The sequence below is a fragment of the Sphingobium jiangsuense genome, from assembly GCF_014196495.1.
Classification (GTDB): domain Bacteria; phylum Pseudomonadota; class Alphaproteobacteria; order Sphingomonadales; family Sphingomonadaceae; genus Sphingobium; species Sphingobium jiangsuense.
In genome coordinates, this window is sequence record NZ_JACIDT010000001.1 from 413,935 (window position 1) to 435,153 (window position 21,219).

Sequence of the window (21,219 nt, forward strand, 5' to 3'; positions counted from 1 at the left end):
CAGCAAAGGACTGCCCTTCATGCCCATTTCCCTTTATGACGCGCTGGTTCCGTCCTGGCTTCAGATCGCGCAGGCGGTGCGCGGCCTGCTGGACAAGGCCGAAGGCTGGTGCACGGAAAAGGGCGTTGCGGAAAGCGAGATATTGAACGCCCGCCTCGCCGACGACATGTTCCCGCTCACCTTCCAGATCGCCTCGGTCGCCAATCACAGCTTCGGCGCGATCAAGGGCGCGCGCGCGGGCGTCTTCTCGCCCGTGCCCCCCGCGACCCCGCCCGCGAGCATCGCGGACCTGAAGGCGATCCTCGACGAGGCGATCGCCGGGCTCAAGCAGGTGACGGCGGAGGAGATGGAGGGCTTCATCGGCCGCGACATGCGCTTTTCCGTGCCCGCCCATGGCATCGAAATGCCGTTCACGGCGGAAAATTACCTGCTGTCCTTCGCCCAGCCCAATTTCTATTTCCACGCGACGACCGCCTATGACATTCTGCGCGCCAGGGGCGTGGAACTGGGCAAGCGCGACTTCCTCGGCGCCGTCCGCATCAAGGCCGATTGACCCATATGAACGACCGTTCCCGATCCCGCTCCGCCGCGCGGCTGGCCGCCGTGCAGGCCCTCTATCAGAAAGAGATGGAGGGAACGCCGCTGCCGGTGCTGCTGACGGAGTTCCACAACCACCGGCTCGGCGCGACGATCGAGGACGTGACCTATGCCGAGGCGGAGGTCAGCTTCTTCGACGATGTCGTTTCCGGCGTCGATGCGCGGCGGGAAGAGATTGACGGGCGCATCTCCGCGCGCCTGTCGAAAGGCTGGTCGCTCGACCGGCTCGACCGCCCGATGCGGCAGATATTGCGCGCCGGCACCTATGAGCTGATCGCGCGGATCGACGTGCCGACCGGCACCGTCATCAGCGAATATGTCGATGTCGCCAAGGCGTTCTACGACAAGCGCGAGGCGGGCTTCGTCAACGGCCTGCTCGACGCGGTGGCGAAGGACGTGCGCGCCTGAGCATGAGCGAGGAGGGCGCCTTCATCGCCCTGATGCGCACCCTCGCCACCGCCCCCGGCGCGCGCGGCCTGATGGACGACGCGGCGGTGCTGGATCGCCCGGCGGGCGGCCTCGTCCTCACCCATGACATGATGGTCGAGGGCGTGCATTTCCTGCCCGGCGACCCGCCCGAAAGCGTCGCGTGGAAGCTGTGCGCGGTCAATATGTCGGACCTCGCCGCCAAGGGCGCGACGCCGCTCGGCGCGCTGATCGGCTATGGCATGGCGGGCGATCCCGGCTGGAACGAAGGATTTGCACGCGGGCTGGGCGAGGCGCTCGGCCATTTCGGCGCGGCGCTGCTGGGCGGCGATACGGTGCGGATGCCCGATGGCGGCCCGCGCACGCTGGGGCTGACCGCGATCGGCGCGGCGCCCGCCTGCGGCGCGCCCGCGCGCAGCGGCGCGCGAGCGGGCGACCTGCTGTTCGTCACCGGCACGCTGGGCGATGCGGGCGCGGGCCTCGCGCTGCTGCTGGGACAGGCGGACGCGCCGGAGGAGGCGCGCGCGCGCCTGATCGAAGCCTATCGCCGCCCCCGCCCCCCGGTCGCGCTGGGGCCCGCGCTCGCGCCCCATGTCTCGGCGATGGCGGACGTGTCGGACGGCCTGCTGATCGACGCGAACCGGATCGCGCAGGCGAGCGGCCTTGCCATCGCCATCGACCTTGCGCGCACGCCGCTCTCCCCCGCCCTTGTCGCGGCCCGTGGGGAGGACGCGCAAGGCCGCCTCGCCGCCGCGACGGCGGGCGACGATTATCAGCTGCTGTTCACCGCCCGCCCGCAGGAAGAGGCCGCGATCCGCGCCCTCGCCGCCGCGCGGGGGATCGCCGTCACGGCGGTCGGCCGATGCGAGGCAGGGCCTGCGGGCCTGACGCTGACCCATGCGGGCGCGCCCGTGCCGCTGCCCGGACGGCTCGGCTATGAACATGGCGCCAGTTGATCCGGACTGACCGCAAAAGCGAAGCGAAATCAAAACCGGCTTGACGCCCGGCGCGCTGCCGATAGGTTCCTCCTCCAAAGGATCAGCCCCAAAAGATCAGCAAGGTCAGGACCAGCCTGTGACCGAAAAGACGCTGAACGCTTATAGGAGGGACGACCCCGCCGGCACCGCAGGCGGCATCGCCTGCTTTCGTGCTTGCGCGACCCTGTCCTGCCCGCCATGTGCCGGGCGGCCCCTCCTGACCGAACCCATCACGATCATAACGGGGGAGAGGATTTTTTCATGACAATCGCGACATTCGCCATGGCGTGCGGCATATTGGCCGTACTCTATGGATTGCTGACCAGCAGGCAGGTGCTTGCCAGTCCCGCCGGTAACGAAACCATGCGCGGCATCGCCGCCGCCATCCAGGAAGGCGCGCAGGCCTATCTGGGCCGCCAATATCGCACGATCGGCATTGTCGGCGTGGTCGTGGCGGTGCTGGTGCTCTATTTCCTGGGCGTCACCTCCGCCATCGGCTTCGTGCTGGGGGCGATCCTGTCGGGCGCGGCGGGCTATATCGGCATGAACATTTCGGTGCGGTCCAACGTCCGCACCGCCGAGGCCGCGCGGCAATCGCTGCAATCGGGCCTGACGGTCGCGTTCCGCGCGGGCGCGATCACCGGCATGCTGGTGGCGGGCCTCGCGCTGCTCGCGATCGCGACCTTCTTCTGGTATCTGACCGGCCCGGCCGATCTCGCGCCGTCCGACCGGACGGTGATCGACAGTCTGGTCGCGCTGGCCTTCGGCGCCAGCCTCATCTCCATCTTCGCCCGTCTGGGCGGCGGCATCTTCACCAAGGCGGCCGACGTGGGCGCGGACCTCGTCGGCAAGGTCGAGGCCGGGATACCGGAGGACGACCCGCGCAACCCGGCGGTGATCGCGGACAATGTCGGCGACAATGTCGGCGACTGCGCAGGGATGGCCGCCGACCTGTTCGAAACCTATGTGGTGACGGTCGGCGCGACCATGGTGCTGATCGCGCTGCTGGTGAAGGGCGTCGGCGCGGCCGAGCTGTCGCAGCTGATGTCGCTGCCGCTGGCGGTCGGCGGGGTGTGCATCATCACCTCGATCATCGGCACCTATATGGTGCGGCTGGGGTCGAGCCAGTCGATCATGGGCGCGCTCTACAAGGGCTTCTGGACCACGGCGATCCTGTCCGTGCCCGCAATCCTCGCGGTGACTCACGTGACGCTGGGCGGCGACCTCAACGCCGTGTTCGGCGCCGACCTCGACGGGCAGGGCGGCTATACCGGCTGGGCGCTGTTCTGGTCGATGATGGTGGGCCTCGCCGTCACCGGCCTGATCGTCTGGATCACCGAATATTATACCGGCACCAACTACCGCCCGGTGCGCAGCATCGCCAAGGCCTCGGAAACCGGCCACGGCACCAACGTCATCCAGGGCCTCGCGGTGAGCCTGGAGGCGACCGCGCTGCCGACGCTGGTGATCTGCGTCGGCATCATCGTCGCCTATCAACTGGCTGGCCTGATCGGCATCGCCTTCGCCGCGACCGCGATGCTGGCGCTGGCCGGCATGGTGGTGGCCTTGGACGCCTACGGCCCGGTGACGGACAATGCGGGCGGCATCGCCGAAATGGCGGGGCTGGAAGATGACGTGCGCACCCGCACCGACGCGCTCGACGCGGTGGGCAACACCACCAAGGCGGTGACGAAGGGCTATGCCATCGGCTCGGCGGGCCTTGCCGCGCTGGTGCTGTTCGGCAGCTACACCGAGGACCTCAAATATTTCAACAGCGCCCTCGGCCTTGTCGAACCGCCGGATTTCAACCTGTCCAACCCCTATGTCATCGTCGGCCTGCTGCTGGGCGCGCTGCTGCCCTATCTGTTCGGCGCGATGGGCATGACGGCGGTGGGCCGCGCGGGCGGCGCGGTGGTCGAGGAGGTTCGCGGCCAGTTCCGCGACAATCCCGGCATCATGGCGGGCACGTCGAAGCCGGATTATGCGCGCACCGTCGATCTCGTCACCAAGGCGGCGATCCGCGAGATGATCCTGCCCAGCCTGCTGCCGGTGCTGGCGCCGATCGTCGTCTATTTCGTCATCGGCGCGATCGGCGGCACCGCCAACGGCTTCGCGGCGCTCGGCGCGCTGCTGCTGGGCGTCATCGTCTCCGGCCTGTTCGTCGCGCTGTCGATGACTTCGGGGGGCGGCGCATGGGACAATGCGAAGAAATATATCGAGGACGGCCATCATGGCGGCAAGGGATCGGAGGCGCACAAGGCGGCCGTCACCGGCGACACGGTGGGCGATCCCTATAAGGACACGGCCGGCCCGGCGGTGAACCCGATGATCAAGATCACCAACATCGTCGCGCTGCTGCTGCTGACGGCGCTGGCGCACGGCGCGGTCTGATATCGGCGGAAGCGGCGCGGCGGGCTTTCCCTCGCGCCCCTTCCTCTTTCTTTCGGCCCGGCGGCTCCATCGAGTCGCCGGGTTTCGTTTTGTCCCGACCTTGCTATAAGCCCCGCCATGTCTCCCCTCGCCCCCTATGCCCGCCAGATCGCCGCGCTGGATGCGCGAGCGCGGCGGCGGCGGCTTCTGCCGCGCGCGGGCGTGGATTTCTCGTCCAACGATTATCTGGCGCTCGCCGCCGATCCGGCGATCGCGCTGGCGATCAGCGAGGCGCTGGGCCGGGGCGTGCCGGCGGGATCGGGCGGATCGCGCCTGCTGCGCGGCAACGCGGCGGAGCATGAGGCATTGGAAGCCAAGGCCGCCGGTTTTTTCGGCGCGGAGGCCGCGCTCTACATGGCGAACGGCTTCGCCGCCAACCTCGCGATCCTCTCCGCCCTGCCCCGCAACGGCGACCTGATCGTCGCGGACGAACTCGCCCATGCCAGCATGCATGACGGCATCCGCCAGTCGAAGGCGCGGGCGGTGTTCGTCCGCCATAACGACGCGCAGGCGTTCGGGGATGCGATCGCCGACTGGCGCGCCAAGGGCGGCACCGGCACGCCGTGGATCGTCGCGGAGGCGCTTTATTCGATGGACGGCGACCGCGCGCCGGTGGACGACCTCGCCGCCATCGCCGCGCGGCACGACGCGCTGATGCTGCTGGACGAAGCGCATGCGACCGGCGTGTTCGGCGTGGACGGGCGCGGCCTAGCGGGGCATCTGGAAGGCGCGGAAAACCTCGTCACGCTGCACACCTGCGGCAAGGGACTGGGCGTCGAGGGCGCGCTGGTCTGCGCGCCGCGGCTGCTGATCGACATGCTGGTGAACAAGGCGCGGCCCTTCATCTTCTCGACCGCGCCCTCGCCGCTGATGGCGGTGGCGGTGGGCGCGGCGCTCGACCGGATCGCAGGCGCGGGCGGCGAGGCGTTGCGGGAGGAGCTGCGCGCGCTGATCGCGGCGGCGGCGGAGGCGATCTGCGCGCCGCTGGGCCTGCCGCTGCCCGAATCGCAGATCCTTCCCGTCATCGTCGGCGAGGACGCCCGCACGATGGAGATAGCGGCGGCGTGCCAGCAGGCGGGCTTCGACGTACGCGGCATCCGCCCGCCGACCGTGCCGCCGGGCACCAGCCGCCTGCGCCTGTCGATCACCCGCAACCTCACCGCGCGCGACATAGCGGCGCTCGCCGCGACGCTGGTGCCGCTGATGCAGGGACAGGCCGCATGACCCGCGCGCTGGTCGTCACCGGCACCGATACCGACGCGGGCAAGACGGTGGTCGCGGCCGGGCTGACGCTCTGCCTGCCCGGCGCGCATTATTGGAAGCCCGTCCAGTCCGGCACCACGCCCGCCACCGACACGGCGACCGTCCGCGCGCTGACCGGCCTGCCCGCCGACCGCTTCCTGCCCGAAGCCTATCTGCTGCGCGAGCCGGCCTCGCCGCATCTGTCGGCGCGGCTGGAGGGGGTGGAGATCGACCTCGACCGCCTCTCCCTGCCCGAAACCGACGCGCCGCTGATCGTCGAGGGCGCGGGCGGGCTGATGGTGCCGCTCAATGAACGGGCGCTCGCCATCGACCTGTTCGCGCGCTGGGGCAGGCCGGTGATCCTCGTCGCCCGCACCGGTCTCGGCACGATCAACCACAGCCTGCTCAGCATCGAGGCGCTGCGGGCGCGCGGCATTCCCATCGGCGGCATCCTCTTTTCCGGCGATCCGCATGCCGAGAATGAGCGCATCATCCCGCAGCTTTCCGGTATCCGCTCGCTCGGCCGCCTGCCGCGCCTCGCCTCGCTCGACGCCGCCTGCCTGCATGCCGCCATCGAGGCCCATATCGACCTCGCCGCGATAGAGGCGCTGCTCGCATGAGCCCCCCGTCCTCTGGCGCACCTTCTCCCATCTGGCACCCGTTCACCCAGCACGGGCTCGGCGAGGAATGTCCGCTGGTCGAGAGCGCACAAGGATCGCTGCTCCACTGCCGCGACGGCCGGGCACTGATCGACGGCATTTCGAGCTGGTGGGTGGTAACCCATGGTCATTGCCACCCGCCGATCGTCACCGCCATCCGCGATCAGGCGGAGCGGCTGGACCAGCTGATCTTCGCCGGCTTCACCCATGAACCGGCCGAGCGGGTCGCGCGCGGCCTCCTCCGCCTGACCGACGCGCATCTGCCCTCGCCCGATCCGCTGGCGCATATGTTCTTCTCCGACAGCGGCTCCACCTGCGTCGAGGTCGCGCTGAAGATGGCGCTGGGCTATTGGCACCACCGCGCCCGGCGTTCCGGGGAGAGCGAGGCGCGCCATCGCATCGTCGTGATGGAGCACAGCTATCATGGCGACACCATCGGCACCATGTCGGTGGGCGCGCGCGGCGTGTTCAACCACGCCTATGCGCCGCTGCTGTTCGACGTGACGAGCATTCCTTACCCCTCCGCCGGGCGGGAGCAGGCGACGCTCGACGCGCTGGAGGCCGCCTGCCGCGCGCCGGAAAAGCCCGCCGCCCTCCTCGTCGAGCCGCTGGTGCTGGGGTCGGGCGGCATGCTCTTCTACGGCCCCGCAACGCTGCGCGCCATGGCGCAGATCTGCGCCGCGCATGAGGTGCTGTTCATCGCCGACGAGGTGATGACCGGCTGGGGCCGCACCGGCACGCTGTTCGCCTGCCAGCAGGCGGGCGTCGTGCCCGATATCCTCTGCACCGCCAAGGGGCTGACCGGGGGCAGCGTGCCGCTCGCCGCGACCTTGTGCCGGGCGAAGATATTCGACGCGCACCTTTCGCGCGACCGGGCGGACATGTTCTTCCATTCGTCCAGCTTCACCGCCAACCCGATCGCCTGCGCCGCCGCCGCCGCCAATATCGCGATCTGGGAAAGCGAGGACATGGCCGCCCGCCTCGCCGCCATCGGCGCGGGGCTGGAGGCGCACGTCGCCGCCCTTGCCGCCCATCCCGCATTCGAAAACGTCCGCCGCCTCGGCACCATCGCCGCGCTCGACCTGAAGGTGGGCGGGGGCGCGGGCTATCTTTCCGAGGCCGCGCCCGGCTTGCGCGCCTTTTTTCTGGAGCGCGGCCTGTTGCTGCGGCCGCTCGGCAACACCATCTACGTGCTGGCGCCCTATTGCACCGACGCCGCCCAGTTCGACCGGATTTTCGCCGCCATCGGCGAGGCCGGGGAGCGCTTCGGCGCATAGCTCCACAAGGACGCAATAGCAGACGGCGCTCATCGCTTCCCTTTTTCGCGTTTTGGCGTTATGGCGGCGCCAATTCTCAGGATTTCAGGACTATATGGCAAAAGAAGAACTGCTCGAAATGCGCGGCACGGTGGTGGAGCTGCTCCCCAATGCGATGTTCCGCGTCCGCCTTGAAAACGACCATGAAATATTGGGCCACACCGCCGGCAAGATGCGCAAGAACCGCATTCGCGTACTGGTGGGCGACGAGGTGCTCGTCGAGCTGACCCCCTATGACCTGACCAAGGGTCGCATCACCTACCGCTTCAAATAAGGACAGGCGCGCCCATGCGCCCCGCTTCCCGTCCTCCGCTGATCCTGGCCTCGGCTTCGCCGCGCCGGGCGGACCTGCTCGCCCAGATCGGCGTGAGCGCCGACCTCATCGACCCCGCCGACATCGACGAAAGCCCGCTCAAGGCCGAATTGCCGCGCGATTATGCCGCGCGCATGGCTCGCGAGAAGGCCGCCGCCGTCGCCGCCCGCCACCCCGGCGCGCTGGTGCTGGCCGGCGACACGGTGGTCGCCTGCGGGCGGCGCATCCTGCCCAAGGCGGAGGATGAGGCGACCGCGCGGCGCTGTCTGGAACTGCTTTCGGGCCGCCGCCATCATGTCCTTTCCGCGCTCACGCTGGTCGATGCGCAGGGGCAGCCGCGCCATCGCCTGTCGGACAGCATCGTCACCTTCAAGCGGCTGCACCCGTCCGAGATCGACGCCTATGCCGCCAGCGGCGAATGGCATGGCAAGGCGGGCGGCTATGCGATACAAGGCCGCGCGGCGGGCCTCATCCGGGCGCTTCAGGGCAGCCATTCGGGTGTGGTCGGCCTGCCGCTTTACGAAACGAGGGCGCTGCTGATGGCCGCCGGATATCCGCTATGACGACCCAGATGCAATGGCTGTACGAGGAAGGCATCGGCGAATGCCGCGCCGCGCTGGTCGCCCATGGCCGCATCCTGGAGGCGCAGATCGAGCGCGAGAGCGAGCGCGTGCTCGCGGGCGCGGTGGCGCAGGGCCGCCTCGTCCGCACGCTGGTGCCGAAGAAGCGGGGCATAGTGCGCCTCCATTCGGGCGAGGAAGCGCTGCTGGAGCCGCTGCCGCCGCGTCTGGCCGAGGGCGGCACGGTGCTGGTCGAGATCCGCCGCGAGGCGCTGGGCGAGGCGGGGCTGGACGGCGAGCGCCGCGACAAGCTGGCCACCGCCCGCGCGGCACTGCCGGGGCAGAAGGCGCATCCGGGGCCGAGCCTGCTGCAACGCATCCGCGCGACCGACATTCCCGTCATCCCCTGCCCGGCGCATGAGGAGGATCATCTGGAGGCGCATGGCTGGGGCGAACTGCTCGACGCGGCGATGCGCGGCGAGGTGGGGACGGAGGCCGCCGCCCTGCGCATCTTCCCGACGCCCGCGATGGTGCTGATCGACGTGGACGGCAGCCTGCCGCCCGCGCAGCTCGGCCCCAAGGGCGCGAAGCTCGCCGCGCAGGCGATCCGCGCGATGGGCCTCACCGGATCGATCGGCATCGACCTGCCGACGATGAACAACAAGGAAGAGCGCAACATCGCCGCCGCGCAGATCGACAAATATCTGCCCCAGCCGTTCGAGCGCACCGCCGTCAACGGTTTCGGCTTCATCCAGATCATCCGGCGGCGCGAGCGCGCCTCGCTGATCGAGCTGCTGCGCGACGACCCGGCGCTGACGGCGGCGATGGCGCTGCTGCGGCAGGCGGAGCGCTGGACCGGCGGCCATGGCACCGGCGGCGGCGCGGTGACGCTGACCGCGAATCCGGCGGTGATCGAGCGGATCCGCCGCGGCCCCGACTGGGTGGCGCGCCTCGAAAAGCGGCGCGGCGGCGCGGTGACGCTGGCCGCCGATCCCACCCTCTCTCTGGAGCAAGGCCATGCCGGATAGGAAGAAGGAAAAGCGCTGCCCGGTCTGCAAGGCGCCCCGCAGCACGGAATTCTCCCCTTTTTGCAGCCGGGGCTGCCGCGACCGCGACCTGCTCGGCTGGTTCGGGGAAGATTACAAGATCGCGGGTCGCTCGACCGAAGAGGACGAACTGCAAAAAAGCAGCGATTATGGGCTGGACAGAGAGGACGGTTGATGCTTATAGGCCCCTCTCTCATCCGCGCGGGCGCTTCTGCCTGAGGCGAGGATGCCCGGGTAGCTCAGTTGGTAGAGCATGCGACTGAAAATCGCAGTGTCGGTGGTTCGATCCCGCCCCCGGGCACCATATTTCGAAAAGTTTGATCCCATACCGGCCAAGGCTTTCCTGACTGACCTTCAAGGAAAGCCGCCGATCTCCACTGTTGCGAAGCGGCTTCGGCCGCGATCAAGCGATGCATGGCAATCTATTCCGACAGCTTGGGCGAATGGCCGCGCGCCTGCCGCCAGGCGGGGACGGCTTCCGAAAGGACCCGGAATGCCGATCGCAGGAAGAGGATCGCGATAAGGGCGCCCACGGCGATGTCCGGCCAGGCGGATCCCGTCATGCCGACAAGGCCGGCGGCGATCAGCACGCCGATATTGGAGGCGACGTCGTTGCGTGAGCATTCGAAGGTGCTCGACATGTTCACATTGGCCGTGCGGAACCGCCACAGCAAAGCGAGGCAGGCGAGATTGGCGGCCAGCGCGATCCCGCCGAAGGCCAGCATCAGGCCGGAAGAAGGCGGCACGCCGTTCGCGATCTTGTCGGCGATCTCGGCAATGATCGCGATGCCGAAGAGGAGAATGATGCCGCCCTTGACGATCGCGGCGGCGGCTTCCCAGCGCGCGCCGCGATGCAGCGCATAGAGGCTGAGCGCATAGACGAACGCGTCGCCCAGCATGTCGACGGAATCGGCCATCAGCGCCGACGACCGGGCGATCACGCCGCCGCCGAACTCCGTGGCGAACATCGCCATATTGATCAGCATGACGGTGACGAGGACGCGGCGCTGCTCCTTCCTGCGCGCCAGTTCCGTGAGCATCCCGCTCTTCCTGGAGCAGCAGTCGTCCGCCATATTCCGGCCCTTCTCCTCGATAGGCATGGACCTATGCACCCTGAAGCCACTATAGGGTCAAGCATGAAAATCGGCGATCTGGCAAAGCGCACGCACACGCGCGTCGAAACCATCCGTTTCTACGAGAAGGAAGGGCTGCTTCCCGCGCCCGGCCGAAGCGGCGGCAATTATCGCATCTACGAGCAGGCGCATCTCAACCGGCTGTCCTTCATCCGCCGGTCGCGCGACCTTGGCTTCACGCTCGATCAGGTGCGCAAGCTAATGAAGCTCGCCGACGACCGCGATGCGCCCTGTGCGGAGGTCAATGCGATCACAGCCGCCAACATCGCGGAGATCGACCGCAAGCTTGCCGATCTTGGCGCGCTCCGCGCCGAACTCGTCCGCAGGCTGGAATGCTGCGAGGGCCCGACCATCGCCGATTGCCGGATCATCGAAGCGCTGGCGCCCGACACGCGGGAAGGAAAGCAACGGCCGGAGTAGCAGCGATAGGGCAGACATGCCCAAAACCCTCAACGGATTCAGCCGCGCCGCATAACCCCTACGCCACCGCCTGAAGCGCGGAGAGCTTCCGGCCAAGACCATAATCGCCCATGATCGTCGTGCGCTGCATGATGCGCACCTCGTCGGGGGCGGCGCCGCTCACGGAATGGGCCATGCGCCAATTGTCCCACGCCAGCATTTCATTCGGCTTCCAGCTGTGATGATAGGCCGGGCAGGACACCAGATGATCGACGAGCCGCTGCAGCAGCGCATGGCCCGCCTCATCATCGCGGCCCAGAATATGGAGCGCGCCGAAGGGAGAGATGTTGAGCACCTTGCGCCCCGTGTCGGGCTGGGTGAAGACAACCGGATGGACGACGGGAGGATAGTCCGTGTCCAGACGCGGCCCCACCGATTTCTCGAAGTCGCTCGTGCGAAGGGTGCGGACCTTGCTCCTGGTGCCATAGCGGGAATAGCCGGGATTGACGCAGAGCTGGTACACGATATCGAGCCCTTCGATCTCGGTCTTCAGATCGTCGGGCAGCAGGTCGTATGCCTGCACCTGATCGATGAAGCCGGTTTCCCCGCCCCAGGACGATATCTGCTTCGCGGTCAGGACGCCGCCATGGTTGATGCGGTCGGTAAAGACGAGGTCCGAATGCCAGGGCAGGAACGCGATCGAGGGCTTGCCGTCGATTTCGAACAGCCCTTCCCTGTTCTGGTCCGACACCAGCGTGATAAGCTCCGGCGTGCCGTCCGTCACCAGTTCCGGGATCGGGTGGACCTCCAGCTCGCCGAAGACGCGGCTGAGGTCGATCTGGAATTCCGGCGTCACCTCGCTGTCGCGGAAGACGAGCAGGCCGTCCTGAAGCCAATGGTGGCGCAGTTCCCGGCGGACTGCCTCATCCTCGATATCGGACGGAGCAAGGCCCGTGACCTGCTTGCCGAAACCCAATCCGTCCTGAAGCGGTGCAATTGCATAAACCATGGAAGCTCTCCTCTCCGCAGACTCTGGCTGCTGTCATCACCCTTCTGCCGCGCGCCGATCGCCTCTACAGCCCACATTTGGGGGTTTGATGCCGATCGATGACGGTTCACGAACCGGCATGGCCCATCGGATCAGGGATGTGACGATCTGCGCGGGATGTTTGACGAGGCTTGTCTTTCGGATGCGGCGCGGCTCTTCTGCTCATCATGGTTCCCGCTTCCACCATAGAGGAGCCGGCCCCGCGCGCCGTCTCGCATGAGGACCTGATCCTGAGCCTGCACCAGGGGGCGACGGAGCAGCCGCCCTGGGCGACATTCCTTAGCCAGATCAGCACCGCGTTGCAGTCCAGCTATGCCAATATCGTGTTCCGCCAGCCCGACGGGAAGTCCGTCCTCGCCGACCTCGCGCAGGGCGACCCCGACATATTGGCGGCGCGGCAACGCTATTCCGACACCCCCTCCTCCTTCCTGTCGAGCGATCGCGGGATGGCCATCGGCCGCTCCTACAGGCTGCCCGAACTGGTCGATGCCGATCATCCCCTCAAGCGCAGCTATTACCGCCATTTTCTGGAGCCTGCCGGGCTGCGCGCGATCCTCATCGCGCGGCTGGCGGAGGAAGGCGGCTATCAGGCATGGTTCACCGTGGCGCGCCGAAAGAGCGTTCCCGACTATTCCACGGCGGACCAGTCGCTGTTCGATGCCCTTTTGCCCCATCTCGGGGTGGCGCTGCGCAATTTCGCGCAGACCGATCGCTACCGGGTGAGGGCGGCGCTGGGCAGCTTCATCTCCTCCCGTTTCGAGCTGGCTGCGGTCACCGTCTCCCAGGACGGCCGCATATTGGGCATGGAGCCGGTTGCCCAGGCGCTGCTGGAAAATGCCGGGGGCGCGGTCGCGATTGTCGGCGGCCGCCTCCTTTTCAGCGAAATCCACCTGCAACAGCGCATGGCCGACGCGTTGCGGACGGCCGCCTGCGGCCAGCGTTCGAAGGCCATCATATTCCATGTCGGCGACGAGCGGGTCGAGATGCTGGTGCAGCCCTTCCTCGCCGCCTCGCCGCATGCGGCGATCCGCCCGGCCGCCGTCCTGTATCTGCACCGCGACCGGCCGCTGATGGGCCGCGAGGAGGAAATGCGCAGCGCGCTTAACGAGATGTACGACCTGAGCCCGGTCGAGGCGGACATCGCGCTGGGCCTTTCGCGCGGGCGGACGATGATGCAGCTCGCGGGCGACCTTGGCCTCAGCGAAAATACGATCCGCAGCTATTCCAAGCCCATCTATGCCAAGCTGGGCGTTTCGAGACAGGTGGACCTCGTGCGGCTTCTCCTCACCAGCCTCGCCCGGCTGGCCTGAGAGGGCTCCTCCCCGGAATCATCGTCTCCTCAGGATATCCGGTCGCGCAGCCGGGCCGCTTCCCGGTTGCGCTTCTTTTCCAGCAGTGCGCGGCTCGCGCCGTCCACCGCGATGCTGTCCGCCATCACCGCGCCGCGCTGGCCGATCGGGCGGTCGGGGCCGACGGTGGAATCCACCATCGTCTGCCGCTCCATCTCGCTGTTCACCTCCGCCCCGATCAGTACCGCGAACGAGGACAGGAACAGCCACATCAGGAAGATCACCACCGCCGCGAGCGATCCATAGGTCGCGTTGTAATTGGTGAAATTGGCGACATAAAAGCCGAAGCCGACGGTTATGCTCGTCCAGAGGACCGTCGACAGCAGCGACCCGACCGACAGCCACCGCCATTTGGCCGCCCGCCTGTCCGGCGCGAAGCGGAAGAAAATGGCGAAGGTCAGGCTGACCAGCGCGCCCGCCATCGCCCATGTCGCGATCTGCACCAGCAAGGTCGCCGCGCCGCCGATATAGGGCGAGAGGAACCGGGTGACATAGGTGAAGAGCGACATCGCGATGATCCCGATCACCGCCACCAGCACCATGCCGAAGGTGATGGCCGCCGCCACCGCCGTCTTACGGAAGATGTTGCGCGTCTCATGCTCTTCATAAATGACGTTGAGCGCCCCGATCATCGCGGTGGCGGCGCGCATCGCGCCGTAGATGGACACCAGCAGCGCGATAAGCAGGCCGAAGCCCTGCGCGGTCTTGTTGCTGTTCACGATGGCGAGCAATTGCTCGGACAGGATGCCGAGCACCTCCGGCGGGACGAAGCCGTCGAGCAGGTCGACGCTCTGCGCCACCGTCTGCGGATCGCCGACAAGGCCGTAGAGCAGCACGACCGAGGCGATCAGCGGCACGAAGGCGAGGAAGGCGAAGAAGGCGACCCCGGCCGCCAGCAGGCTGAGATTGTGGAAATCCACCATCACATAGACGCGCTTGACGATCGCCCACCAGGCGCGGAGCGGGAAGGCGGCGGGGGAAGCCCCCGTCGCGCCGGGCACGGTTTCCTCAAGACGGGCGATTTCCGCACCCGTCAGGGGCGTCCTCTCGCCATCATAGGCGATCGCCTGGCCCTGCGCCCCACCTTGGGCCTCGTCATGGCCTGTATCGTTCATGGCTGCATCCCGTTATCCTCCGGCATGGCGCGGCCGGTCGCCGCCTCGATCCGGTTGCGGGCCGCCATGCGGTTTTCCAGTTCCTGCTGCATGGAATTCGCCGCCGCCTCCAGATCCTCCGCCTTGCGCTGATAGCGTTCGTCGAAATCGGCCTCCCCCTTGCAGGACGCCAGCAGCAGCGCGGGAAGCGCGAAGGACAGCGGCAGCAGGAAGGACGCCCGGCGCATCAATAATCCTTCCGGTAGCGGAGGTTGACGCTGGACCCGCCGAAGCTGCCGACCTCGCTCAGCACCGACAGCGCCTTCGACAGCGCGATTTCGAGCTGGGTCGCGGTATAGCCGCGCGCATCGGTGACGATCTCCACATAGATGTCGTTGCTGATATACTGTCCGACGGCGACGGAGGTGCCGCGCCCCGTTTCCTCATCCGCGCCGAGCAGGCGCAGCCGGTCGATCCCGCTCGCCGATTGCAGCACGGACAGCGGGTTGAGGCCGCCCTTGCCGCCGCGCAGGCTGTTGAGCGACGCGGCCAGCTGCACCGCCTGCATCGGGCTCAGCTCGCCGACCGAATTGCCGAACAATATGCGCGCCATCAGTTCGTCCTGCGGCAGTTCGGGCGTGGAGCTGAGCGTGATTTCCGGGTTGGAGCCGGTGCCCGTGATCGCAATGGTAATGGTGACATCCTCGACCTCTCCCTCCGCCACGATGTTGAGGGTGGGGTCGGTCATGTCGCCGCCGCTGAAGGTGAGCCGCCCCTGTTGCAGGTCGAAGCTGTGCCCGGCAAAGCCCAGCGTGCCGCGCACCAGCCGCACGCCGCCGGCGATCTTCGGCGCGCGGCTCGTGCCGGTCATGCGGATATCGGCGGCCCACTCGGAATTGAGCCCCATGCCGGTGACGTAGATCTTGTTGTCCGCCACCACCCGCACGTCGAGGTTCCAGTTGGACGGCACCGTCTGCATCGGTTCCGGCGCGCCGCTGATCCGTTCTCGCCCCAGCGCGGGCTTGCGCCGCACGCCGGTCAGCGTGGCGACCTGCGTGCTGCCCTGATAGGCGATCCGGTAATGGGTTTCGGGCAGGCTGATCCGCCCCCTGATCGTCGGCGGCTGGCCCGCGCCGTTGACGATCTCGATGGTGCCGGACGCCTGCGCGGACATATCCTGCCCCTGCGCGACCTGCGCCTTGTCGAGATTGATGCCGAGCTGCATCGGATAGCCCTGCTCCGCGTTGAGGGAGACGAAGCCGCTCGCGCTCACCGTTCCCGCGCCCGCGCGGGCGGTCAGGCTTTCGACCTGAAGCCGGTCGTTGGTAAACCGGCCGCTCAGCTGCATGTTCGTCAGCTTCGTGCCGTAGACCGCGTTTTCATAGGTCAGCCGGTTCGCGCGCACCACGCCGGTCAGTTGCGGCGCACTCACATGCCCGCCGAAATCGGCGGCGAGGCCGATCGGCCCCTTCAGGCTCTGGTCCGCCAGCGCCGCCAGCGAGAAGAGCACGTCGGCCGGGCCGTTATAGCGCACCCCGCCGGAAAGCGGTGCCGCCATCAGGCGCGTGGACCAGCTTCCCGCACCGGCGGGCAGCGGGCGCAGATGCACCTGCATCCGGCCGATCGCCGCGCCGCGCCGCCGGATGATGGAACTGGCGCTGCCGCCCTCGGCCGACAGCCGCCCGACCAGATCGATATCGACCGGCTCCGAAACGGCGGCAAGGCTGGTGCGGGTGAAATTGTCGATCTTCAGCCGCGCGTCGGCGGTCGGGAAGGCGGCGGGGGAGGCCTGCGCGAAATCGAGGCTGCCGGTCGCCTTGCCGCCAAGGCCCAGCCCCGGCATGAACGGATTGAGCAGGGCCAGATTGACGTCGCTGAGCCGGGCCTTGAGGTCCGTCCCGCTGCCGTAGCGGCCCGCCAGTTGCAGCGCCCCGCCACCCACCGACAGGGTGGAGGGCTGCAAGGTATAGCCGCCCTTGCCGACCACGATCCGCATCGGCTCGCGCGTGGCGATATCCACGCCGTTCAGCCGACCGTTCAGCGCGACGCGCCAGAGCTGCGGATCGAACAGCGCATTGGCGGCGAGGCGGAAGGGATAGCGCGTGCGCCCCTCCGCCAGCAACTTCGCCTGCCCGCGCCCGCCGCGGTAGACGATATCGCTGCGGGCGCCCGCAAGGTAGAATTCGCCCATGCGCAGCCCCGCCACCTGGACATTGCCGACGATCTGCGGCTGCTGCGCCAGCGTCGCGTCCGCCTTGACGATCGCGCGGTCGATGGTGAGGCCCACCGGCCCTTCGAGCCGCGCCTGCGTCGCCGTCGCGTCGACGAGCGCGCGCTGGTTGCCGCCCGCATCGGAAAGCCGCACCTGCCCATCGATGCCGGATCCGCTCGCCAGCAGCGTTCCGGCGAAGGGACCGGCCGCGCTCTGGGTCATCCGGCCCGTCAGGGCGACGCCGGAAAAGCTGGTGCCGGGGCGCACGTCGATGGTCAGCGGCCCGCGCCCGGTGATGGCGGCGATATTGGCGCGCACCGGGCCGTAATCGCTGTTGCCCTGCCCGGTGACGAAATAGGTTCCGTTCTCGCCCCGGATCGTCGCCGTCACATCGGCAAGGCCGATGCCGACGCCCGGCCGGGGCGCGGCCAGCCGGACGAGCGGGCGGTCGGCGCTGCCCGTCACATCGACGCCGAGCGGACCATATTGGTCGGAGCTGGCGCGCGCGGTGAAGCGAACCGATCCGTCCGCACCGTAGCGCCCCTGCCCCCGCGTCACGCGGAAGGACGGCGCGGCCACCTGCAGGCGGTCCAGCGTGGCGACGCCGTTGCTGTCATAGCCGACATCGGCGACAATCAGCGCATTGCCGCCGAGGAATGTCTGGAGGCCGTCGTTGAGCAGCCGCGTCGAGCGCGCGGTCACCCGCCCGCCCAGCCGGAACGCGCCGTTCGCGCCGGTCTTGAGGTCCATGTCGGTCCGCACGTTGAAGATGCCGACGCTCTCGACCCTATAGCCGTTCACCCGGCCGTTGAACGCGCCGGTGTAGAGTGCGCGATTGAGGTCGGCGACGATCACCGCCGTCGCGTCGATCCGGTCGGTGCGCAGCTTCATATTGTCGGACATCAGCCGCCCGTTGGCATAGGCGAAGTCGCCGTCCAGCCGCACATTGGTCAGCAGCGGCTCCATGCTCGCATTGACGCCGGTGATGCGCCGGGCGCGGCCCTCGACCGGGATGCGCCATTGCTCCTTGTCGAGCGCGGCGCTGCCCGAAACGGCGAGGCCCTCCACATTGGTCGCGCCGAAACCGATCTGCCGCGCGGTCAGCCCATAGGCGATGCGCGGCGCGGCGAAGGCGCCGTTGAGGGTCGCCCGCGCGGCGATATCCGCGCCGCGCAGATTTTCCGCGATCACGCTCGGCTTGAGCAGGCGGAAATCCAGCGCGAGGTCCTTCATGCTGCTTTCGCCCAGATCCACGAGGCCGTCCGCGCCGAAGGTGAAATTGTCGCTTGACGCGCCGCCTTTCAGCTGGATGCGCCGCTCCTCCGCCCTTGCCGTCACGTCGAGCAGGGTGACGGGCTCCAGCATCCCCCGGCCGGGGCCGGTCAGGAACAGGCCGGGGCGGATCGGGCCCTTTGCCGCGAAGCTGCCGTCCCGCGCGGCCAGCGCCACATCGGCGAGCCTTTCCGCGCCCATGGTGCCGGACAGGCGGCCGTCCCATTTCTTCCAGTCGCCCTTGCCCGCGATGCCGAGGTCCAGCGCCTGCTCCACGCCCGTGAACCCGGCGACGAGGCCCTTGGCGGGCGCATGGACGCGCATGTCGATATCGAGCCGGTTGCTCTCCGGCACCGCATCCAGCACCAGCTTCAGCGTATCGCCGCCCGCCACGCCCGGCGCGGCGAGCGCCTTGCCGTCGGCGGTGATCTGCGCGCGCCGGTCGGCGATATGCACCCTGCCCGCGAAGGCGAGCAGATGGCGCCGGCCGGTGAAGGGCGGGTCGATCTGGAGCCTGCCGATTTCCAGCCGGTTCACGTCGATGTCGAGATCGGGCAGCAGCGGACCCTCGCTGGGCGGCGTCTCCCTGAACTGCGGCGCGCGGTGAAGACGCGCGGCGGGCACGAGCAGCGAGCGCACGTCGAGATGATTGCCGAGATAGGCCAGCGGCCGCCAGTCGAGGTCGAGTTGCGGCACGGTCAGGAACACGCCCTTCGGGTCGCGGAGGGCGAGGTCGCTGACCCGCATCTTGCCGAAGATCGACCCGTCGATCCGGCCGATGCCGATCTTCATCCCGTTTTCGAAGCTCAGCGCCTCCACCTGTCGCGCGACGAAGCGGCGGCCGCTGTCGGTGCCGAGCCAGGCATAGCCGCCCACGGCCAGCACGACGAGCAGGGCCAGCAGCGACAGCAGCGCGATGCCGATGCGCCGTCCCCATGAAGGGCGCCGCCCCTCCGTGCCGGAGGAAGCCGGGGCGCCGGGCGCGGTGTCGGTTATGTCGCTCTGCTGCGCCATCAGAAGGCCTGCCCGATCGAGATATAGACGGAAATGCGCGATTCACCCGGCCGCCGGTCGATCGGCGTGGCGACGTCCAGCCGCATCGGCCCGAAATTGGTGTAGAAGCGTCCGCCGATGCCGACGCCGAAGCGCCAGTCGGTGAAGCGCGGCAGGGATTCGGTATAGACCTGCCCGCCGTCGACGAAGCCCACGACGCCGTAATTGCCGAAGCGATAGCGCACCTCCGCCGCCGCCTCGACGAGGCTGCGCCCGCCTATGGGGTTGTTGTCCGGATCCTTGGGACCGAGTTCCTGAAAGCCGAAGCCGCGCACCGATCCGCCGCCGCCCGCATAGAAGCGCCGCGAGGGCGCGATCTGCGCGCGATCCGCCCCGCCGATCATGCCCACCCGCGCGCGGCCTGCAAGGACGATGCCGTCCGAAACCGAATAATAGCCGGTGCCTTCCAGCAGCGTGCGGGCATAGGCCTGCGCGCCGCTGCCCAGCGAGGCCTCCGGCGAGAGCTTCGCGGTGAGGCGGAAGCCCTTGGTGGGATCGAGCAGCGAATTGGAGGTGTCGAACGTCACCTGTCCCGGCAGCGCGATGAGCGAGAAGGTCCGCCGCCGCCTTTCCCCCGACGCGAAGTCATAATCCTGCTCGTTCGTGCCGATCAGCTCGAAACCGTAGCTGTAGGTGAACCGCTTCTGCCAGATCGGGGTGCTGTCATAGGAAATGCGGCCCGCGAGCCTGCCGGTATAGGCCTCATAAGCGTCGAAATCGCTGTGGTTGGCGCTCAGCGACAATTCGACCGTGCGGTCGCGCCTGCCCGCATTGGACCGCCGGAAGGTGCCCCCCAGCCCCTGTTCCTGCGTGCCCAGCGTGGCGGAGCCGATCAGCGCGCCTTCGGGCGGGAAGAGGTTGCGATGCGTCCAGCTTCCCTCCAGCTTGATGCCCTGTCCGGTCGCATAGCCCGCCTGCCCGGCGAGCGTGCGCGGCGGCCCCGCCTCCTGATTGACGACGAGGTTCGCATATTGGGTGTCGTCGCCGCTCGCTATCCCGGTCTGCTGCGGCGCGATCGCCACGGTGGAGAACAGCCCCGTCGCCACCAGCGCCCGCCGCAGATCGTCGACCTTGCGGCTGTCATAGGGCTCGCCCTTTTCGAAGCGCGCGATGGTCGCGATATGGTCGGGCTCGAACACCGCCTTGTCGCCGCTGATGACGATATCGCCGAAGCGGCTGCGCGGGCCGGGCGTTACCGGCAGCGTGTAATCGCCGGTTCGCGTCGCGGCGTCGAGCAGGATGTCGCGCTCCCCCACCTCGACGAAGGGATAGCCGTTTTCCGGCAGCTTCACCGCGATATTGGCCTCCGCGCCCAATATCCGGTCGGCGACGATCGGCTCGCCGCTCTTGGGCGCGAAGGCTTTTTCGATGAGGTCGGGCGGCGTCACCGGCGGCGCGTCGAAGCGGATCGCGCCCAGCCGGTAGCGCGGCCCCGGCGTCGCCTGGAGCAGCACGGCGATTTCCCCCTGCTGCGCTCCGTCTGCAGCCTGCTCCGGCAGTTCCAGGCTGCCCTGCACCGTCGCGTCGAAAAAGCCCTGCCCCGACAATATATCCGCCAGCAGCGTCTGGTCCGATTGCAGGCGCGCATTGATCATCGCGCCGTTGGCGGCCTTGCCCTTGCCTTCCTCAAGCGCGGAAAGGCTGCGAAACAGGGCTTTCACGTCGCTGGCGCCGACGGGCGCCACCTCGTCCTCGCCGGAAAGGTTGTCCAGCCCCTCCAAGCGATAGCCATAGCGCACCTCCGCCGATCCGCCGTCGTCGGCCTCGGTATAGCGGCTTTCGTCGAAGGCCTCGACGTCGAAGGCCTGAAGCGGGGTCAGCGGCCGGTCGATTTCGGGATCGATCGCGGGCGGCTCGCCCAGCGGCTCGGCGGCCCGTGCCTGCGCCTCCCAGTCGGCCACGCTGCCCATCGGCGCATCGGGATCGGCGTCGATCGGGGGAATGCTGCTGTCGAATTCCTCGTCGGAGATGATCGGCTCCTGCGCCGCCGGATCCTGCGCCCCGGCTCCGTCCTGACCGACATGCGCAGGTCCGGAGGCACCGGTGGAGACATCGGCTCCGGTCTGCGCAAGGAGCGGCGAAGGCAGCCCCAT

Annotated in this window: 19 protein-coding genes and 1 tRNA gene; 14 read left to right on the plus strand and 6 right to left on the minus strand. The window is 68.3% G+C overall.

Annotation, left to right across the window (positions count from 1 at the left end; translation table 11 throughout):
- Nucleotides 1-19: 19 nt before the first annotated feature.
- From GGR43_RS02015 to GGR43_RS02070, 12 genes are all read left to right on the plus strand, one after another.
- Nucleotides 20-553 (plus strand): DUF1993 domain-containing protein, encoded by a 534-nt coding sequence (locus tag GGR43_RS02015; protein ID WP_188070253.1) that lies wholly within the window; start codon nt 20-22, stop codon nt 551-553.
- Between the two features lie 5 nt (nt 554-558).
- On the plus strand, nt 559-1,005 hold the full coding sequence (gene nusB, locus GGR43_RS02020) for a transcription antitermination factor NusB (RefSeq protein ID WP_188070254.1): 447 nt from the start codon (nt 559-561) through the stop codon (nt 1,003-1,005).
- 2 nt (nt 1,006-1,007) lie between these two features.
- The gene (gene thiL, locus GGR43_RS02025) at nt 1,008-1,979 is read left to right on the plus strand and encodes a thiamine-phosphate kinase (protein WP_188070255.1); all 972 of its coding nucleotides are present in this window, start codon (nt 1,008-1,010) and stop codon (nt 1,977-1,979) included.
- Nucleotides 1,980-2,261: 282 nt separating this feature from the next.
- On the plus strand, nt 2,262-4,391 hold the full coding sequence (locus tag GGR43_RS02030; RefSeq protein ID WP_188070256.1) for a sodium-translocating pyrophosphatase: 2,130 nt from the start codon (nt 2,262-2,264) through the stop codon (nt 4,389-4,391).
- Between the two features lie 117 nt (nt 4,392-4,508).
- Nucleotides 4,509-5,654, plus strand: a complete 1,146-nt coding sequence (locus tag GGR43_RS02035) for an 8-amino-7-oxononanoate synthase (protein WP_188070257.1) — start codon at nt 4,509-4,511, stop codon at nt 5,652-5,654.
- A complete protein-coding gene (gene bioD / locus GGR43_RS02040; RefSeq protein ID WP_188070258.1) occupies nt 5,651-6,292 on the plus strand; it encodes a dethiobiotin synthase in 642 nt (213 codons plus the stop codon). Before GGR43_RS02035 ends, bioD begins: the two co-directional genes overlap by 4 nt.
- A complete protein-coding gene (locus GGR43_RS02045; RefSeq protein ID WP_188070259.1) occupies nt 6,289-7,608 on the plus strand; it encodes an adenosylmethionine--8-amino-7-oxononanoate transaminase in 1,320 nt (439 codons plus the stop codon). The genes bioD and GGR43_RS02045 overlap by 4 nt, the downstream gene beginning before the upstream one ends.
- Nucleotides 7,609-7,702: 94 nt before the next feature.
- Nucleotides 7,703-7,921 (plus strand): translation initiation factor IF-1, encoded by a 219-nt coding sequence (gene infA / locus GGR43_RS02050; RefSeq protein ID WP_109808521.1) that lies wholly within the window; start codon nt 7,703-7,705, stop codon nt 7,919-7,921.
- A 14-nt stretch (nt 7,922-7,935) separates the two neighbouring features.
- Nucleotides 7,936-8,523 carry a Maf family protein gene (locus tag GGR43_RS02055; protein ID WP_188070260.1) on the plus strand — a complete coding sequence of 196 codons (588 nt, stop codon included), beginning with the start codon at nt 7,936-7,938 and terminating at the stop codon, nt 8,521-8,523.
- Nucleotides 8,520-9,548, plus strand: a complete 1,029-nt coding sequence (locus GGR43_RS02060; protein ID WP_246343268.1) for a ribonuclease — start codon at nt 8,520-8,522, stop codon at nt 9,546-9,548. The genes GGR43_RS02055 and GGR43_RS02060 overlap by 4 nt, the downstream gene beginning before the upstream one ends.
- Nucleotides 9,538-9,741 (plus strand): DNA gyrase inhibitor YacG, encoded by a 204-nt coding sequence (locus GGR43_RS02065; protein ID WP_188070261.1) that lies wholly within the window; start codon nt 9,538-9,540, stop codon nt 9,739-9,741. The genes GGR43_RS02060 and GGR43_RS02065 overlap by 11 nt, the downstream gene beginning before the upstream one ends.
- A gap of 53 nt (nt 9,742-9,794) precedes the next feature.
- Nucleotides 9,795-9,870, plus strand: a tRNA-Phe gene (locus GGR43_RS02070).
- 118 nt (nt 9,871-9,988) lie between these two features.
- On the opposite strand, the gene GGR43_RS02075 is transcribed toward GGR43_RS02070, so the two are convergent.
- Entirely contained in the window at nt 9,989-10,639 is a 651-nt protein-coding gene (locus GGR43_RS02075) for a cation efflux transmembrane domain-containing protein (RefSeq protein ID WP_188070262.1), read from the minus strand.
- 63 nt (nt 10,640-10,702) lie between these two features.
- On the opposite strand from GGR43_RS02075, the gene GGR43_RS02080 reads away from it, so the two are divergent.
- On the plus strand, nt 10,703-11,119 hold the full coding sequence (locus tag GGR43_RS02080; RefSeq protein WP_188070263.1) for a MerR family transcriptional regulator: 417 nt from the start codon (nt 10,703-10,705) through the stop codon (nt 11,117-11,119).
- 58 nt (nt 11,120-11,177) lie between these two features.
- Here GGR43_RS02080 and GGR43_RS02085 read toward each other — a convergent pair whose 3' ends face one another.
- Nucleotides 11,178-12,107, minus strand: coding sequence for a TauD/TfdA dioxygenase family protein (locus tag GGR43_RS02085; protein WP_188070264.1), 930 nt, complete (start codon nt 12,105-12,107; stop codon nt 11,178-11,180).
- Nucleotides 12,108-12,313: 206 nt separating this feature from the next.
- Here GGR43_RS02085 and GGR43_RS02090 point away from each other — a divergent pair, with 206 nt between their 5' ends.
- Nucleotides 12,314-13,456 carry a helix-turn-helix transcriptional regulator gene (locus GGR43_RS02090; RefSeq protein ID WP_188070265.1) on the plus strand — a complete coding sequence of 381 codons (1,143 nt, stop codon included), beginning with the start codon at nt 12,314-12,316 and terminating at the stop codon, nt 13,454-13,456.
- A gap of 29 nt (nt 13,457-13,485) precedes the next feature.
- Here GGR43_RS02090 and GGR43_RS02095 read toward each other — a convergent pair whose 3' ends face one another.
- The 4 genes from GGR43_RS02095 to GGR43_RS02110 are packed head-to-tail and all read right to left on the minus strand — an operon-like array spanning nt 13,486 to nt 21,219.
- Nucleotides 13,486-14,610, minus strand: coding sequence for a YihY/virulence factor BrkB family protein (locus GGR43_RS02095; protein ID WP_188070266.1), 1,125 nt, complete (start codon nt 14,608-14,610; stop codon nt 13,486-13,488).
- Entirely contained in the window at nt 14,607-14,837 is a 231-nt protein-coding gene (locus GGR43_RS02100) for a hypothetical protein (RefSeq protein WP_188070267.1), read from the minus strand. The genes GGR43_RS02095 and GGR43_RS02100 overlap by 4 nt, the downstream gene beginning before the upstream one ends.
- Entirely contained in the window at nt 14,837-19,087 is a 4,251-nt protein-coding gene (locus tag GGR43_RS02105; RefSeq protein ID WP_188070268.1) for a translocation/assembly module TamB domain-containing protein, read from the minus strand. Before GGR43_RS02105 ends, GGR43_RS02100 begins: the two co-directional genes overlap by 1 nt.
- The gene (locus GGR43_RS02110) at nt 19,087-21,219 is read right to left on the minus strand and encodes an autotransporter assembly complex protein TamA (RefSeq protein WP_246343269.1); all 2,133 of its coding nucleotides are present in this window, start codon (nt 21,217-21,219) and stop codon (nt 19,087-19,089) included. The genes GGR43_RS02105 and GGR43_RS02110 overlap by 1 nt, the downstream gene beginning before the upstream one ends.

Bases quoted from the DNA above. Each gene is read 5' to 3' on its own strand.
- GGR43_RS02015 (WP_188070253.1), top strand. From the start codon at position 20: ATGCCCATTTCCCTTTATGACGCGCTGGTTCCGTCCTGGCTTCAGATC.
- nusB (WP_188070254.1), top strand. From the start codon at position 559: ATGAACGACCGTTCCCGATCCCGCTCCGCCGCGCGGCTGGCCGCCGTG.
- thiL (WP_188070255.1), top strand. From the start codon at position 1,008: ATGAGCGAGGAGGGCGCCTTCATCGCCCTGATGCGCACCCTCGCCACC.
- GGR43_RS02030 (WP_188070256.1), top strand. From the start codon at position 2,262: ATGACAATCGCGACATTCGCCATGGCGTGCGGCATATTGGCCGTACTC.
- GGR43_RS02035 (WP_188070257.1), top strand. From the start codon at position 4,509: ATGTCTCCCCTCGCCCCCTATGCCCGCCAGATCGCCGCGCTGGATGCG.
- bioD (WP_188070258.1), top strand. From the start codon at position 5,651: ATGACCCGCGCGCTGGTCGTCACCGGCACCGATACCGACGCGGGCAAG.
- GGR43_RS02045 (WP_188070259.1), top strand. From the start codon at position 6,289: ATGAGCCCCCCGTCCTCTGGCGCACCTTCTCCCATCTGGCACCCGTTC.
- infA (WP_109808521.1), top strand. From the start codon at position 7,703: ATGGCAAAAGAAGAACTGCTCGAAATGCGCGGCACGGTGGTGGAGCTG.
- GGR43_RS02055 (WP_188070260.1), top strand. From the start codon at position 7,936: ATGCGCCCCGCTTCCCGTCCTCCGCTGATCCTGGCCTCGGCTTCGCCG.
- GGR43_RS02060 (WP_246343268.1), top strand. From the start codon at position 8,520: ATGACGACCCAGATGCAATGGCTGTACGAGGAAGGCATCGGCGAATGC.
- GGR43_RS02065 (WP_188070261.1), top strand. From the start codon at position 9,538: ATGCCGGATAGGAAGAAGGAAAAGCGCTGCCCGGTCTGCAAGGCGCCC.
- GGR43_RS02075 (WP_188070262.1), bottom strand. From the start codon at position 10,639: ATGGCGGACGACTGCTGCTCCAGGAAGAGCGGGATGCTCACGGAACTG.
- GGR43_RS02080 (WP_188070263.1), top strand. From the start codon at position 10,703: ATGAAAATCGGCGATCTGGCAAAGCGCACGCACACGCGCGTCGAAACC.
- GGR43_RS02085 (WP_188070264.1), bottom strand. From the start codon at position 12,107: ATGGTTTATGCAATTGCACCGCTTCAGGACGGATTGGGTTTCGGCAAG.
- GGR43_RS02090 (WP_188070265.1), top strand. From the start codon at position 12,314: ATGGTTCCCGCTTCCACCATAGAGGAGCCGGCCCCGCGCGCCGTCTCG.
- GGR43_RS02095 (WP_188070266.1), bottom strand. From the start codon at position 14,610: ATGAACGATACAGGCCATGACGAGGCCCAAGGTGGGGCGCAGGGCCAG.
- GGR43_RS02100 (WP_188070267.1), bottom strand. From the start codon at position 14,837: ATGCGCCGGGCGTCCTTCCTGCTGCCGCTGTCCTTCGCGCTTCCCGCG.
- GGR43_RS02105 (WP_188070268.1), bottom strand. From the start codon at position 19,087: ATGGCGCAGCAGAGCGACATAACCGACACCGCGCCCGGCGCCCCGGCT.
- GGR43_RS02110 (WP_246343269.1), bottom strand. From the start codon at position 21,219: ATGGGGCTGCCTTCGCCGCTCCTTGCGCAGACCGGAGCCGATGTCTCC.